Source organism: Sinorhizobium alkalisoli (assembly GCF_008932245.1).
Lineage (GTDB): Bacteria > Pseudomonadota > Alphaproteobacteria > Rhizobiales > Rhizobiaceae > Sinorhizobium > Sinorhizobium alkalisoli.
In genome coordinates, this window is the sequence record NZ_CP034909.1 from 2,832,821 (window position 1) to 2,845,718 (window position 12,898).

At 63.0% G+C, this 12,898-nt stretch carries 13 protein-coding genes; 8 read left to right on the forward strand and 5 right to left on the reverse strand.

The window, feature by feature from the left end:
- The first annotated feature begins 246 nt into the window (after positions 1-246).
- Positions 247-1,002 carry a gamma-glutamyl-gamma-aminobutyrate hydrolase family protein gene (locus EKH55_RS13710; RefSeq protein ID WP_069459085.1) on the forward strand — a complete coding sequence of 252 codons (756 nt, stop codon included), beginning with the start codon at positions 247-249 and terminating at the stop codon, positions 1,000-1,002.
- A gap of 3 nt (positions 1,003-1,005) precedes the next feature.
- Here the strand turns inward: EKH55_RS13710 and EKH55_RS13715 are convergent, their stop codons facing one another.
- The 3 genes from EKH55_RS13715 to EKH55_RS13725 all read right to left on the reverse strand — a co-directional run bounded on the left by EKH55_RS13715 (position 1,006) and on the right by EKH55_RS13725 (position 3,654).
- Positions 1,006-1,968, reverse strand: coding sequence for a 2-hydroxyacid dehydrogenase (locus EKH55_RS13715; protein ID WP_069459084.1), 963 nt, complete (start codon positions 1,966-1,968; stop codon positions 1,006-1,008).
- A 67-nt stretch (positions 1,969-2,035) separates the two neighbouring features.
- A complete protein-coding gene (locus tag EKH55_RS13720; protein WP_069459302.1) occupies positions 2,036-3,058 on the reverse strand; it encodes a LacI family DNA-binding transcriptional regulator in 1,023 nt (340 codons plus the stop codon).
- 92 nt (positions 3,059-3,150) lie between these two features.
- Complete coding sequence (locus EKH55_RS13725; RefSeq protein WP_069459083.1) at positions 3,151-3,654, reverse strand: MarR family winged helix-turn-helix transcriptional regulator; 504 nt, start codon at positions 3,652-3,654, stop codon at positions 3,151-3,153.
- A 112-nt stretch (positions 3,655-3,766) separates the two neighbouring features.
- Here EKH55_RS13725 and EKH55_RS13730 point away from each other — a divergent pair, with 112 nt between their 5' ends.
- The 4 genes from EKH55_RS13730 (at position 3,767) to EKH55_RS13745 (ending at position 7,606) form a co-directional block, all read left to right on the forward strand.
- Positions 3,767-4,558, forward strand: coding sequence for a creatininase family protein (locus EKH55_RS13730; RefSeq protein WP_069459082.1), 792 nt, complete (start codon positions 3,767-3,769; stop codon positions 4,556-4,558).
- A 126-nt stretch (positions 4,559-4,684) separates the two neighbouring features.
- Complete coding sequence (locus EKH55_RS13735; RefSeq protein WP_069459081.1) at positions 4,685-5,782, forward strand: CobW family GTP-binding protein; 1,098 nt, start codon at positions 4,685-4,687, stop codon at positions 5,780-5,782.
- A gap of 66 nt (positions 5,783-5,848) precedes the next feature.
- Positions 5,849-6,838 (forward strand): WD40 repeat domain-containing protein, encoded by a 990-nt coding sequence (locus tag EKH55_RS13740; protein WP_069459080.1) that lies wholly within the window; start codon positions 5,849-5,851, stop codon positions 6,836-6,838.
- 135 nt (positions 6,839-6,973) lie between these two features.
- On the forward strand, positions 6,974-7,606 hold the full coding sequence (locus tag EKH55_RS13745; RefSeq protein ID WP_151611602.1) for a LysE family translocator: 633 nt from the start codon (positions 6,974-6,976) through the stop codon (positions 7,604-7,606).
- A 90-nt stretch (positions 7,607-7,696) separates the two neighbouring features.
- On the opposite strand, the gene EKH55_RS13750 is transcribed toward EKH55_RS13745, so the two are convergent.
- Together EKH55_RS13750 and odc2 are read right to left on the reverse strand one after the other, a co-directional pair.
- Entirely contained in the window at positions 7,697-8,287 is a 591-nt protein-coding gene (locus tag EKH55_RS13750; protein WP_069459078.1) for a GNAT family N-acetyltransferase, read from the reverse strand.
- An 87-nt stretch (positions 8,288-8,374) separates the two neighbouring features.
- Positions 8,375-9,508 (reverse strand): ornithine/lysine decarboxylase, encoded by a 1,134-nt coding sequence (odc2, locus tag EKH55_RS13755; RefSeq protein ID WP_069459077.1) that lies wholly within the window; start codon positions 9,506-9,508, stop codon positions 8,375-8,377.
- Positions 9,509-10,109: 601 nt separating this feature from the next.
- Between odc2 and EKH55_RS13760 the strand changes: the two genes are divergently transcribed.
- From EKH55_RS13760 to EKH55_RS13770, 3 genes are all read left to right on the forward strand, one after another.
- Positions 10,110-11,000 (forward strand): LysR family transcriptional regulator, encoded by an 891-nt coding sequence (locus EKH55_RS13760; RefSeq protein ID WP_069459076.1) that lies wholly within the window; start codon positions 10,110-10,112, stop codon positions 10,998-11,000.
- Positions 11,001-11,125: 125 nt separating this feature from the next.
- On the forward strand, positions 11,126-11,770 hold the full coding sequence (locus EKH55_RS13765) for a DUF1007 family protein (RefSeq protein WP_069459075.1): 645 nt from the start codon (positions 11,126-11,128) through the stop codon (positions 11,768-11,770).
- Positions 11,764-12,804: a nickel/cobalt transporter gene (locus EKH55_RS13770; RefSeq protein ID WP_151611603.1), complete on the forward strand. Its 1,041-nt coding sequence runs from the start codon at positions 11,764-11,766 to the stop codon at positions 12,802-12,804. The genes EKH55_RS13765 and EKH55_RS13770 overlap by 7 nt, the downstream gene beginning before the upstream one ends.
- Positions 12,805-12,898: the final 94 nt, after the last annotated feature.

Here is a 12,898-nt window from a genome sequence, read left to right on the forward strand (position 1 = left end):
CGAATTCCTGGCTAGTCCGAGAACGGGGCAGGAGTCGGCTGGCGCTCGCCTCGATGGAGTTGACTTTCAGCCGTATATGGCGCCAAGGCTTTTGCACGAGCCGAAGCGGATGCGGGCGGAAGGTCACAGTTCCTTACCCGCTCTTGGTCCGTGTCTGCCAAGACCACAAGAGGTCGCCAGCACTTTGAATTGCCTGCATGACTTTGTCCCCGAAAACATGCAGCTAACGCCCGACGGAGCCTGATGATGTCGAAACCTGTCGTTGCCATCCCCTCTGATTTCCGCGAATTTGACGGCAATGTTTGGCATGTGGTTGCGCATCAATATGTGCGTGCGGCCGTCGAGGGAGCCGGCGTCATGCCTTTCCTCGTGCCGGCGCTTGAATCCGGCAACGACGTCGACGAGATCCTCGACCGCGTTGACGGCGTGCTTGCGAGCGGCGCCCGTTCCAATGTCCACCCGTCGCTCTACGGCAGGGAGGCAACAGAGGAGGACGGCCCCTTCGATCGGGGCCGCGACGCGACCAGCCTGCCGCTCATCCGCCGCGCGCTCGAACGCGGCGTTCCGCTTTTTGCCATCTGCCGCGGTCTCCAGGAACTCAATGTCGCCCTCGGCGGAACGCTCGCGACCGAAATCCAGGAGCAGCCAGGTATCTGGGATCACCGCAAGCCGGACGTGCCGGATCTCGACGTCGCCTATGGGATCCGCCAGGACGTCATCGTCAAGCAGGGAAGCTGCCTCGCACCCGTCCTCGGCGTCGGCCGGGTTCGCGTCAATTCGCTGCATCGCCAGGCAATTGCCTCCGCGGCGCCGCGTCTGGCGGTGGAGGCCGTGGCCGACGACGGCACGATCGAGGCCGTTTCGGTGATCGGCGCCAAAGCCTTCGCCGTCGGCGTTCAATGGCACCCGGAATATTGGGTCAGGACCGACGCCGCCTCGGCTTCCCTCTTCAGGGCCTTCGGCGAAGCCGTTCGCACTTACAGGGAAAGCAAGCTCAAGTAGGGTCTATTGTACCTTGCGCTCGAACGGCGTCTCGGCGATCGGCGTCAAGGCCCTTCCATTGGAGAACCAAGCCTTGAGATTGTCGACCACCAGGTCGGCCATGGCGCCGCGGGTGACGACCGAAGCGGATGCCACATGCGGCAGCAGCGAAACGTTCGGGAGCGCAAGGAGCGCCTCCGGGACATGCGGCTCGTTCTCGAAAACGTCGAGACCGGCGCCGGCGATCGTACCGGTCTGGAGCGCCGCGACGAGCGCGGCCTCGTCGATCGTCGATCCACGCCCGACATTGATCAAAACGCCATTCGGGCCAAGCGCCGAGAGAACCTCCGCATTGATGGCCTTTGCCGTGCTCGGCGTCGCCGGTACGATCACGATCAGAGTATCGACCGCTCCGGCAAGGCTCACCAGACTTGGATAATAGGGGAAGGCGATATCTTCGCGTCGAGTGCGCGTGTGATAGGCGATCGACAGTCCAAAGGCCTCCAGCCTGCGGGCAATCGCGAGACCGATCCGGCCAAGACCGTAGAGACCGATCTTTCGCCCCCGCAGCGACAAGGGCGAGAGCGGAAAGTTGCCGTCGCGCGCCCAGCGCCCCTGTCGCAGCCATTCCTCCGCCTGCGGCAGCTGGCGCACCGTGTTGATCAGCAGGCCGATCGCCGTATCGGCGACCTCCTCGTTGAGCACTTCCGGCGTGTTGGTGACGACGATGCCCCGCGCGGCGGCACGACCGACATCGACACCGTCATAGCCGACGCCGAAATTGGCGACGATCTCGAGCTTCGGGAATGCCTCCATCAAAGCGATCGGCAGCCGCCCGGAAACCGCAATGCCGGCTATGTCCGCCATATCCGCCGTCACAAGAGCCGCGTCGGCGCGCTCGATGCGCACTGTTTCGAACATCTCCGGCAGCCGTTCGAGGACGCGCGGGTTTATCTTGCCGGGCACGAGAATTCTGGGGCGGCTCATCGCGGTTTTTCTCCGGTGGACTGGATCCGTTCTCCGCCTTCATCCTGCTCCGAATGCGGGGGACGGATCAAGCGATGACGCGGAGGGGCCCGGTGGACTGGCGGATGCGCATTTCCGGCTTGATCAGGTGGATGCCGTCCGGCTCGTGGCTGCCGGAAAGCTTGTCGAGAAGCGCCCGCGCGGCGCTGCGGCCCACCTCCGTCTGTCCGTTCCAGACCGTCGTCAGCGCCGGCGTCGCGATCGACGCCTCCTCGAGGTCGTCGTAGCCGGTGACCGAAATATCGACGCCGGGAACGAGACCGGCACGGGCAATGCCGTTCATCATGCCGATGGCCACGAGATCGTTCCAGCAGACGACGGCAGTCGGCTTTTGCGGCAGCGACAGAAGATGCACGGCCGCCTCGAATCCGCCCTGCTTGGAACGGGGGCCGGGTATACGCAGGTCCGGATCGACGTCGATATTGGCCTTGCGCAACGCATTGACATAGCCCTGGTAGCGGTCCCGCCCGGTGGAGGTCTGGTCGGTGCCGCCGACCATCGCGATGCAGCGGTGGCCGAGGCCGATCAGGTGGTTGGTCGCAAGTGCGATGCCGTAGGCGTCGTCGCCGCGAAAAATCGGCACGTCCAAGCCCTCGATCGAGCGCGCGATGAGGATCGCCGGCATGCCGTTGTCCTCGGCGAGTTGGATGTCCTCCGGCGGCGTGCCGATCGCCGGTGACATGATCACGCCGTCACCGCCGAGTTGCAGCAGGGTCTCGATGAAATCGCGCTGTTTCTCGACGGAATCGTAGTGATTGGAAAGAATGAAGGTCTGCTTGTCGCGATCGAGCTCCGCCTCGATCGCCTTCAGGATTTCGCCGTAGAAGGGATTCATGATGTCGTGCACGACGACGCCGATGATGCCGGAGCGTGACGTCCTGAGGCTGGCGGCGCGGCGATTGTAGATATAACCGAGTGCCCGCGCCTGCTCCTTGATCTTGTCGCGCGTTGCAGACGCCACTAGCGGGCTGTCTCGCAATGCCAGGGATACCGTCGCCGTCGAAAGGCCGAGTGTTTCCGCGATTGTCGAAAGCTTGACCTTTTGCGCCACCATGCCCCCCGTGCCTCGATGTATTCCAGCCCGATTTAAACCCTCTTTAAACTGTTTAAATCGTCGCTGCAATCGGGAAGTCGGTTGATGGGTCACTCGCCCGCTCTCGCCGCCTGCAGGTTGCTGTCGACGATTCGCAGCAGTTTCAGAAGTGTGCGCACCTGTTTGTCGGTGAGCCCTCGCGTAGCGAGTCTCTCAGAGTGCTGACCGGCCTCGGCAATCCTTTGCAGCCGGTCCCGGCCCTGAGCCGTGAGATAGACCTTGGTCAGCCGGGCATCATCCTCGTCCGGCCGACGCTCGAGGAAGCCCTGCGCTTCCATGCGACCGATCGTTCGCGTCATGGTCGGAGCTTTGACCCCAAGCTTGGCGGCGAGTGCCCCGGCGGTCAGCCCGTCACTTTCGCCAAGGGCCAGCATGACACCGTCCTGCCCCGCGTAAAGACCACTCTCGACGAGGTTTCGGGAAAGCACGGTGCGCATCGAGCGCGCAGCCTGGACGAGTACTGAAGCGAGCTCTTGGTCATGCACTTCGGCGTCGAGCTCCTCCTTCCTCTTGCCGTCCTTGCCCTTCTTTTCGGCTTTGCTCTTCTTACCCATTGAACCTCCGCCGAATCCCTTGCTCCACCTTTATAACAATAGTGCTTGTGATTACGAACTGTATGACTCAAATAACAATTTTACGACATTCGCTGACGAGGGCCGAAGAGATATGTCGATGCCAAAGTCCCGCTGGGAGGACAATGCCGCCGAACTTTTGCCCATTGAGCGGCGCGACTGGATTGCCGTGGTACCGCTCGGCGCCGAGGAGCAGCACGGGCCCCACCTCCCCTTCGAAACCGACCGGCTGATCGCCGAAGGCATCGTCGAGCGCGTCATTGCGGCATTGCCCGCGGATTTGCCTGTGACATTCCTGCCGGTCGAGCCGGTCGGCTATTCAGTCGAGCACATGGACGTGGCGGGGACCCGGACGCTTGCTTATGACGAAGCGATCGCGCGCTGGCTCGGCATCGCCGGACGCCTTGCCGCGCTGGGCATCCGCAAGCTGGTGATGCTGAATGCCCATGGCGGCAATTCTCCCCTGGTGACGATCGTCGCGACCGAGGCGCGGATACGCTTCGACATGCTCGCCGTCGCGACGAGTTGGACCCGCTTCGGCCAACCGGAAGGCTGGATCGAGCCCGAGGACAAGGCGGTCGACATTCACGGCGGCGACATCGAGACCTCGGCGATGCTGGCCCTTTATCCCGACAAGGTGGACATGGCCAAGGCCCGTAATTTCCCCTCGCGCCAGAGCGAGTTCGCCCGCCGCTTCAAGCACCTGCGCGCCTATGGGCCGCACGCCTTCGGCTGGAAGATGTCCGACCTCAATTCCGAAGGCGTCGCCGGCAATGCTGCGGCCGCCACCGCCGCGCGCGGCGAAGTCCTCATCGCCCACGCGGTGAAAGGTATAATCGAGTTGCTCCAGGACGTTCAGGCCTTCGACGCCGGCGACTTTGACTGACCGCGTCGCCTGCGCCGTGTGCCGGCGAAAGGCCGCCCCGCGCATTTGCGCTTCGCTCCGCCATCTCTTATATGAGACGCCAACACTTTTGATAGCCGCGGCGCATTGCCAATCCTCGAGGCCCCCATGACCGAAACATCGACGCAGAAGCCGATCCCCGTCACCGTGCTTACGGGCTATCTGGGCGCCGGCAAGACGACGCTCCTCAACCGCATCTTGAGCGAGAATCATGGCCGCCGTTATGCAGTCATCGTCAACGAATTCGGCGAGATCGGCATCGACAACGACCTGATCGTCGAGTCCGACGAGGAAATCTACGAAATGAACAATGGCTGCGTCTGCTGCACGGTGCGCGGCGACCTGATCCGGGTCGTCGAAGGGCTGATGCGCCGTCCCGGCCGTTTCGACGCGATCATCGTCGAGACCACCGGGCTCGCCGATCCGGTGCCGGTCGCCCAGACCTTCTTCATGGACGACGACGTGCGCGCCAAGACCGAACTCGATGCCGTCGTAGCGCTGGTCGATGCCAAGCACCTGCCGCTCCGGCTGAAGGACAGCCGCGAGGCGGAAGATCAGATCGCCTTTGCCGACGTCGTGCTGCTCAACAAGACGGATCTCGTCACGCCGGAAGAGCTCGACCGCATCGAGGCGACGGTACGCGTGATCAACCCGTCCGCCCGCATCTACCGGACGCAGCGTTCGGAGATCGAACTGGCCAAGGTCCTCGACCAGGGCGCCTTCAATCTCGAGAAGGCGCTCGAGAACGACCCGCACTTCCTCGATCAGGACCAGCATGACGATCATGTCTGCGGCCCCGACTGCGACCACGATCACCACCACCATCATGATCATCATGATCACCACGATCATCATGATCATCGCCACCATCATCACCATGACCATGCCCCCTCGCCGATCCATGATGTGACGGTGCAATCGATCTCTCTGCGCGGTGGCGAGTTGAATCCGGAGCGCTTCTTCCCCTGGATCCAGAAGGTCACCCAGACGCAGGGACCAAATATATTGCGCCTGAAGGGCATCGTGGCTTTTTCCGGCGACGCGGAACGCTACGTGGTCCAGGGGGTGCACATGATCATCGAAGGCGACCACCAGCGCCCCTGGAAGGAGGACGAGAAGCGCGAGAGCCGCCTTGTCTTCATCGGCCGCGATCTCGACCGCGAGAAGCTCGAACGCACCTTCAAGGCCTGCGAAGCCCAGGCATGACCGCCAGACGCGGATTTGCCGGATTTCGAATGACGTCAATCTGTAACCAGAGAGCCTCACCAACCGATGCCGACCGTCGCACCGCTCGATCTCGAAGGCCACATCGTCGGCGTGGCCTTTCTGAAAGACATTCCCTTTTTTGCCGGGGCCGTCGGCGCCATTCACCGGCTCGATCACGGCCACAGGACCACCGAAGCGCATGACGGCCTGCTATCGCTGGCCCATGACGAAGCAACGGATACGCTTCTGACCGGTGGAGAGGATGGCAAGGTGATGCGCATCCTGGCCGACGGCACGGCGAGCCTCGTCGCCGAAACGCCGCGCAAGTGGATTTCCGAAGTGGCGGCCGGGCCCCAAGGCGCGGTCGCATACGCCTTCGGCAAGACCGCCTATGTCCGCCTTGCCGACGGCAACACAAAGGAATTTGCCGAGGACCGCACGGTCGAGGGCATTGCCTTTGCCCCCAAGGGCTTGCGCATCGCGGTTGCACGCTACAACGGCGTGTCGTTGCACTGGGTGGCGATGGCCGGAAAGCCGGTCGACCTCGAATGGAAGGGCGCCCATACGGGCGTCACCTTCTCTCCCGACGGGCGCTTCGTGGTCACCTCGATGCAGGAAAACGCCCTGCATGGCTGGAAGCTCGACGCGAAACCCGGTGCCGAGGCTCGGCACATGCGCATGACCGGCTATCCCGCCAAGGTGAAATCGCTCTCCTGGTCTGCCAAAGGCAAGTGGCTCGCCTCCTCCGGCGCGCCGGCGGCGATCGTCTGGCCCTTTCAGGGTAAGGACGGGCCCATGGGCAAGGCGCCGCTCGAACTCGGCACCCGCGGCAATACCATGGTGACGGCGGTCTCCTGCCACCCGGCGGAGGATATCGTCGCGATCGGATATGAGGACGGCATGATCATCGCCGCCCGTTTCGCCGACAGCAAGGAAGTACTGCTGCGCCGTCCCGGCAAGGGCGCAATCACCGCCATGGCCTGGAACAAGACCGGCCGTCAACTCGCCTTCAGTTCGGCCGCCGGCGATTGCGGAGTCGTGGACCTTGCGGGGTAGCGGGTGACGCCTGCGATGGCCAATCGCATCTCGACGCGAAAAGTCCCTTCAACCAAGATTTGCCGAATGTTGCACACAACGGTTGCGCGCACGCAACAGCTGTGAGACCACTGGGCTTCCTTGAGGGAGGATATCATGAGCGACGCCACGACACTTGCATTCGCGCTCGTTGCCTTTATCGGCATCGCGACGCCAGGTCCGACGGTTCTCCTCGCGCTCACGAATGGCTCGCGCCACGGCATGAAGAAGGCGGTGGCGGGCATGATCGGCGCAGTTCTGTCCGATTTCGCCCTGATCGGCGCCGTGGCGCTCGGTCTCGGAGCTCTGCTGGCAGCATCCGAATTCTGGTTCACGGTGGTCAAGTGGCTGGGCGCTGCTTATCTCGCTTTTTTGGGCATCCTGCTTCTGCGCTCCAAGGGCACGCTTGATGTTGCGAGCGGAACGCCGGACGCATCGGCGAGCACATCGCGTGCTGTCTTCCTGAAGAGTTTTCTGGTCGCTGTCACCAATCCCAAGGGCTACCTGTTCTTTTCCGCGTTCCTACCGCAGTTTATCGACCCCGCGCTGCCGCAACCGCCGCAATACGCCGCGCTTGCCGTCGTCTTCGCCTCGATCGATTTCCTCGTGATGTTCGGCTACGCCCTCGTGGGTTCCCAAGCCGTCCGGTTCCTGAAACGGTCCGGCGCCGTATGGCTCGACCGGATATGCGGCGGTGCGCTTCTGGCGCTTGCCGGATCGCTGGCGTTCTATCGGCGGGCACCCTCGTGAACGCCTACCCCAAAAGCAAACGGCGCCCCCGTGCCCGGACACGCGAGCGCCGTTGATAATCGCCCCTGCAGGGTTGGAGACGAGAAAATGTCAGGCCGCGCGCTTGAGCGGCGGCAGCGCTAGCTTGCGGCCGCTGGCGACCAGCATGCCGGCCGCACCTTCCAGCCAGCCTTCCTTGAGCTCGAGCGCCAGGAAACGGTTGCGCTCGAAGGGGCCGGGCATGACAAGGTGCTGCGTCCGCTCCGCGAAAAAGCCGAAGCGCTCGTAGTAGGCGGCATCGCCGACGAGCAGAATCGCGCCGTGGCCGCGACTCTTCGCCTCCTCTATCGCCGCACGCATCAGCATGCCGCCGATGCCCTTGCCCTCATGCGTCGGATCGACGGCAAGTGGACCGAGAAGCAGCGCCGGCACGGCGTGCCCTTCACGGTCTATGCCGGCCTCGACGTTCCAGAGGCGGACGGTGGCGATGACATGGCCGTCGCGGTCACGCGCGACGAGGGCAAGCCCTTCGGCCGGCACACGACCGCGCCGCAACTTTTCCGACGACTTCCTGCGGCGGCCGGGGCCCATGGCCCGGTCGAGCAGGTTTTCGCGCGCGACGACGTCGCCCGCATTTTCGGAATCGATCACAAAGGTGGACGGCGCGAAGAATGCGCGCAGGGTGTCAACAACAGCGGCCATCGGGGCCTCCCGTCATCAAAACCGCTTCAGGCGGACCGGACAAGAATTGTGAAGTGGCCGCTCCCGCAATCACGGGAGCGTGCCGGATCAGATCACGTAAGCCTTCAGCGGCTCGAAACCATTGAAGGCGACGGCCGAGTAGGTGGTCGTGTAGGCACCGGTGCCTTCGATCAGAACCTCATCGCCGATCGTCAGCGAGATCGGCAGCGGATACATGTTCTTCTCGTAAAGCACGTCGGCCGAGTCGCAGGTCGGGCCAGCGAGCACGCAGGGCTCCATCGCGTCGTCGTCGCGCACGGTGCGGATCGGGTAGCGGATCGCCTCGTCCATGGTCTCGGCGAGACCGCCGAACTTGCCGATATCGAGGAAGACCCAGCGGTGGTTGTCGTTGTCCGACTTCTTCGAGACGAGAACGACTTCCGCCTTGATCACGCCGGCATTGCCGACCATGCCGCGGCCCGGCTCGATGATGGTCTCCGGGATGTTGTTGCCGAAGTGCTTCTTCAGCGCACCGAAGATTGCCTGGCCATAAGCTTCGGACGACGGGACGTCCCTGAGGTACTTCGTCGGGAAGCCGCCGCCCATATTGACCATCTTGAGCTCGATGCCCTGCTTGGCAAGCTGGACGAAGACGCGCTTGGCATCGGCAAGAGCCGAATCCCAGGCGTCGAGCTTCGTCATCTGCGAGCCGACGTGGAACGACACGCCATAGGAGACGAGGCCGAGCTGATGGGCATAGACGAGCACGTCCACGGCCATTTGCGGTACGCAGCCGAACTTGCGCGACAGCGGCCACTCGGCCCCTTCGCCGTCGGTCAGGACGCGGCAGAAGACCCGGGCGCCGGGAGCGGCACGCGCAATCTTTTCCGCTTCCTCGTGGCTGTCGACCGCGAACAGGCTGACCCCAAGCGCATGGGCGCGGGCGATATCGCGCTCCTTCTTGATGGTGTTGCCGTAAGAAATGCGGCTCGGCGTCGCGCCCGCATCGAGCGCCATTTCGATTTCGGCGACGGACGCGCAATCGAAATTGGAGCCGAGGCCGGCGAGGAGGCGCAGGATTTCCGGGGCCGGGTTGGCCTTGACGGCGTAAAAGATCGCGCTGTCGGGAAGCGCATGGCGGAAAGCCTTGAAATTATCGCGCACAACGTCGAGATCGACGACGAGGCAAGGGCCTTCCGGACGTCGGGTGTTCAGGAAGTCGATGATGCGTGCCGTGGTCATGGCGATATTCCCCTGATCCAATAGCTCCACCTGAGTGGAGGACAAAGGGCATGCGCGCTTGCACTGGCACCAGCCGGTGGAGACCCCGGAACCATGCATGCGCTCGATGCGCGAACGATGAATCGAAGCCCGCGAAGGCTAGGACTCGGCTTTGTCTGCCATGGATTGGAGGGGATATCCCAACCGCACTTCCGGCAATGAAGGTGTGCCTCTTCAGTAACCCCGGCTGTTGGAGAGCCGGCAGACACCAGAAAGGCCCGCACCGTCGTTGCTTCAAGATGTCCTCGCATTTCCCGGTTGGCCGGAATAGCGACTGGAGGGGTTAGTTCCAGGTACCTTACCGATACCCTCACCTAATCGAGGGTCGGCGGACACCCACAGGCACGTGCGACTTTGGGCAAGGGCGTAGGTAAGAAAAATCATTGTCGTAATCAAGAGTTTTTTCCGCTCGCCTCATAATTTTTTCTGGACCGGGCGTCACCGCCAGTGTTCACTTTGATCAAACGATTTCCGGGCTGTCGTCGGTGCAGCAAAGACGCCGAAGAATGCGGATGCCCCTGCGTCTTTGGCGGCCGGAACAGCGCGACGAGAAAGACGAGTTATGGACACCTTGACCCGAATCCGCGCCTTCATCGACGTCGTGGATGCGGAGGGTTTTTCGGCCGCCGCCCGCCGGGTCGGCAAATCCAAGGCGCTGCTCTCGAAATATGTGCGGGAACTCGAAGACGAACTCGGCGCCCTTCTCCTCAACCGGACGACGCGGCAATTCTCGCTGACCGAGGCCGGCCATACCTATTACCGCAGCGCCTCGGAGATCCTGAAGGAAATCGACAACCTCGCCGATCTCGTCCGCGCCAACAATTCCGACCTGCGCGGCCGGTTGAGGATCACCGTACCGCGCACCTTCGTCGATGCCGAGATCGGCCAGTCGCTGATCGACTTCGGCAGGGAGCACCCGGAATTATCCCTGGATATCGTCTCCGACGACCGCTTCGTCGATCTCGTCGAAGAAGGATTTGACGTGGCCATTCGGATCACCCGGCTCGAGGATTCGACGCTGATCGCGCGCAAGCTCGACGATTTCCAGATCGTTATCTGCGCCTCGCCGGACTATATTGCGAAAAGCGGCCCGCTCGAGCATCCGAGCGAGCTTTCGAAGGCCGCGTGTATCCTCGACACCAACGGCCGCTCCTATTCGAATTGGCGGTTCGTCGGGGCGGACGGCGCCTCCTTCACCGTTCCGGTGAGCGGGCCGATCGAGGTCAACAGTCCGCTTGCCACCCTGCGGGCGGCGGCGGCCGGCCTCGGTGTTGCCGCCGTGCCGGATTTCATCGCCCGCCCGAAGGTTCAGTCGGGCGAGCTCGTGTCGCTGTTCGACGATTTCCTGCCCAGGGATCGCGGCATCTACGCAATCTATCCGCACCGGCGCTACCTGCCGACAAAGGTGCGCACCTTCGTCGATTTCCTGCACAGCTGGTTCCGGAGAACGTAGTAAAGCGCGCTGCGACCGTCGTACATGCCGAAGCAGTATGGGCCAAGTCCCAATTCCGTCCCATTTCGGGTACATTCGGGAGGCGATTCGAACGGCCGCTCCGGCCGAGAAGGGTTCCCAAACGAATGAAGACACGACGCCTCGCCATGGCCGGTCTCGCAATGCTGCTTTCGCCCACGCTTGCCGCCGCTCATCCGCATATTTTCGCCGAAGCGCGACTCGAGATCGTTTCGGACGACAAGGGTGAGATCGGCGAGTTGCGCAATGTCTGGCGCTTCGATGAGATGTTTTCGGCAAGCGTCGTGCTGGATTTCGACAAGAACGCGAATGCCACGCTCGATCCGGACGAGTTGCAGGAGGTCGGGCAGACCGTGCTCGAATCCCTGGCTGAGTACGATTACTACACGACAATTCTCGACAACGGCAAATCGGTGAAGGTCAACCCGCCCGACAAGATCACCGTCGACTACAAGGACAATCAGCTCCTGATGATGTTCGCCGTCACGCCGGCCGAAGCCATGCCGCTTAAAGGCAAGCTCTCCTTCGGCGTCTACGATCCGACCATGTACACGGCGATGGATTTCCCGACCGACAACGATCTCACCGTCATCGGCGACAAGATCGAGGCCTGCAAGCATCAGGTGGTGCGGCCGGACCCGGACGAAGTGCTGGCCGAAAACAAGGACACGCTCACGGACGCCTTCTGGAACGATCCGACGGGCACCAACATGTCGAAGCTCTTCGCAACCAGGATCGAGTTAACATGCTGAACGTCCGCAGGATCGGCGGCTCGCTCGCGGCTGCACTTTTGTTGACGACCCTTTCTGCAACCATCGCCATGGCCCAGTCGCCGCTCGGCATCGGCGCCGCCGAGCCCTCCTTCCAGACCACGGGGATCTTCGGCGGCTTTTTCGCCTGGGTGAACATGGAGCAACAGAGCTTCTATCGACTGCTGACCGGCGCGCTCAAGGGCATGCGCGAGAACCCCTGGCAGCTCTGGTCGCTGGTCGGGCTCTCCTTCACCTATGGCGTGCTCCACGCGGCTGGCCCCGGCCACGGCAAGGCGGTCATCTCCTCCTACATGATCGCCAACGAGACGGAGCTCAAACGCGGCGTGCTCCTGTCGTTTCTTTCCTCACTCCTGCAGGGCGTCGTCGCCATCCTCCTGATCGGCGCGGTCTATCTCGTGCTGCGCGGCTCCTCGATCAACATGACTCGCGCGACCCAGTCGCTCGAAATCGCAAGCTATGGGCTGATAGCCGCCTTCGGCGGCTGGCTGCTCTTCCGCAAGCTGCGCTCCATTTCGCGGCCTGCCATCGCCTTGTCCGGCGTGCATGACCACCACGATCACGTGCACCATGATCACAGCCATCACGATCACGGTCACCACCAAAACAATCACGGCCCTGCGCAAGCTCCCGGCGGGATCTGCGCCACCTGCGGCCATGCCCATGCGCCCGACCCGAAAATGCTGAAAGGCGACCGATTCGCCCTCAGCGAGGCCTGGTCGGCGATCGTCGCCGTCGGCCTGCGCCCCTGCTCCGGCGCGCTGATCGTGCTTTCCTTCGCCCTGCTGAACGGGCTCTATCTCGGCGGCGTGCTCTCGGTCTTCGCCATGTCGATCGGCACCGCGATCACCGTCTCGACCCTCGCCACCATGGCCGTGACAGCTAAGGGCTTCGCGCTACGTTACGTCTCGAGCCGATCGGCCGCGATGCGCATTTCAAACGGCATAGAGATTGCCGGCGCTCTGCTGGTGCTTATCCTCGGGCTAGTGCTGTTGGGCGCGGCGCTGCAGAGCTGAGCGGCACTGAAGCTTCTCCTTCTGTACCTGCCTCTCGCCGCAAGTGGTCGGAGTGAGGGACAACCGCCCGATCGGCATCCGAGACCGGAAGACT

Excerpts from the sequence above, each read along its gene's own strand:
- EKH55_RS13725 (WP_069459083.1), bottom strand. The coding sequence starts at position 3,654 with ATGGGTAAGAAGAGCAAAGCCGAAAAGAAGGGCAAGGACGGCAAGAGG.
- EKH55_RS13710 (WP_069459085.1), top strand. The coding sequence starts at position 247 with ATGTCGAAACCTGTCGTTGCCATCCCCTCTGATTTCCGCGAATTTGAC.
- EKH55_RS13740 (WP_069459080.1), top strand. The coding sequence starts at position 5,849 with ATGCCGACCGTCGCACCGCTCGATCTCGAAGGCCACATCGTCGGCGTG.
- EKH55_RS13770 (WP_151611603.1), top strand. The coding sequence starts at position 11,764 with ATGCTGAACGTCCGCAGGATCGGCGGCTCGCTCGCGGCTGCACTTTTG.
- odc2 (WP_069459077.1), bottom strand. The coding sequence starts at position 9,508 with ATGACCACGGCACGCATCATCGACTTCCTGAACACCCGACGTCCGGAA.
- EKH55_RS13715 (WP_069459084.1), bottom strand. The coding sequence starts at position 1,968 with ATGAGCCGCCCCAGAATTCTCGTGCCCGGCAAGATAAACCCGCGCGTC.
- EKH55_RS13760 (WP_069459076.1), top strand. The coding sequence starts at position 10,110 with ATGGACACCTTGACCCGAATCCGCGCCTTCATCGACGTCGTGGATGCG.
- EKH55_RS13745 (WP_151611602.1), top strand. The coding sequence starts at position 6,974 with ATGAGCGACGCCACGACACTTGCATTCGCGCTCGTTGCCTTTATCGGC.
- EKH55_RS13750 (WP_069459078.1), bottom strand. The coding sequence starts at position 8,287 with ATGGCCGCTGTTGTTGACACCCTGCGCGCATTCTTCGCGCCGTCCACC.
- EKH55_RS13735 (WP_069459081.1), top strand. The coding sequence starts at position 4,685 with ATGACCGAAACATCGACGCAGAAGCCGATCCCCGTCACCGTGCTTACG.
- EKH55_RS13730 (WP_069459082.1), top strand. The coding sequence starts at position 3,767 with ATGTCGATGCCAAAGTCCCGCTGGGAGGACAATGCCGCCGAACTTTTG.
- EKH55_RS13765 (WP_069459075.1), top strand. The coding sequence starts at position 11,126 with ATGAAGACACGACGCCTCGCCATGGCCGGTCTCGCAATGCTGCTTTCG.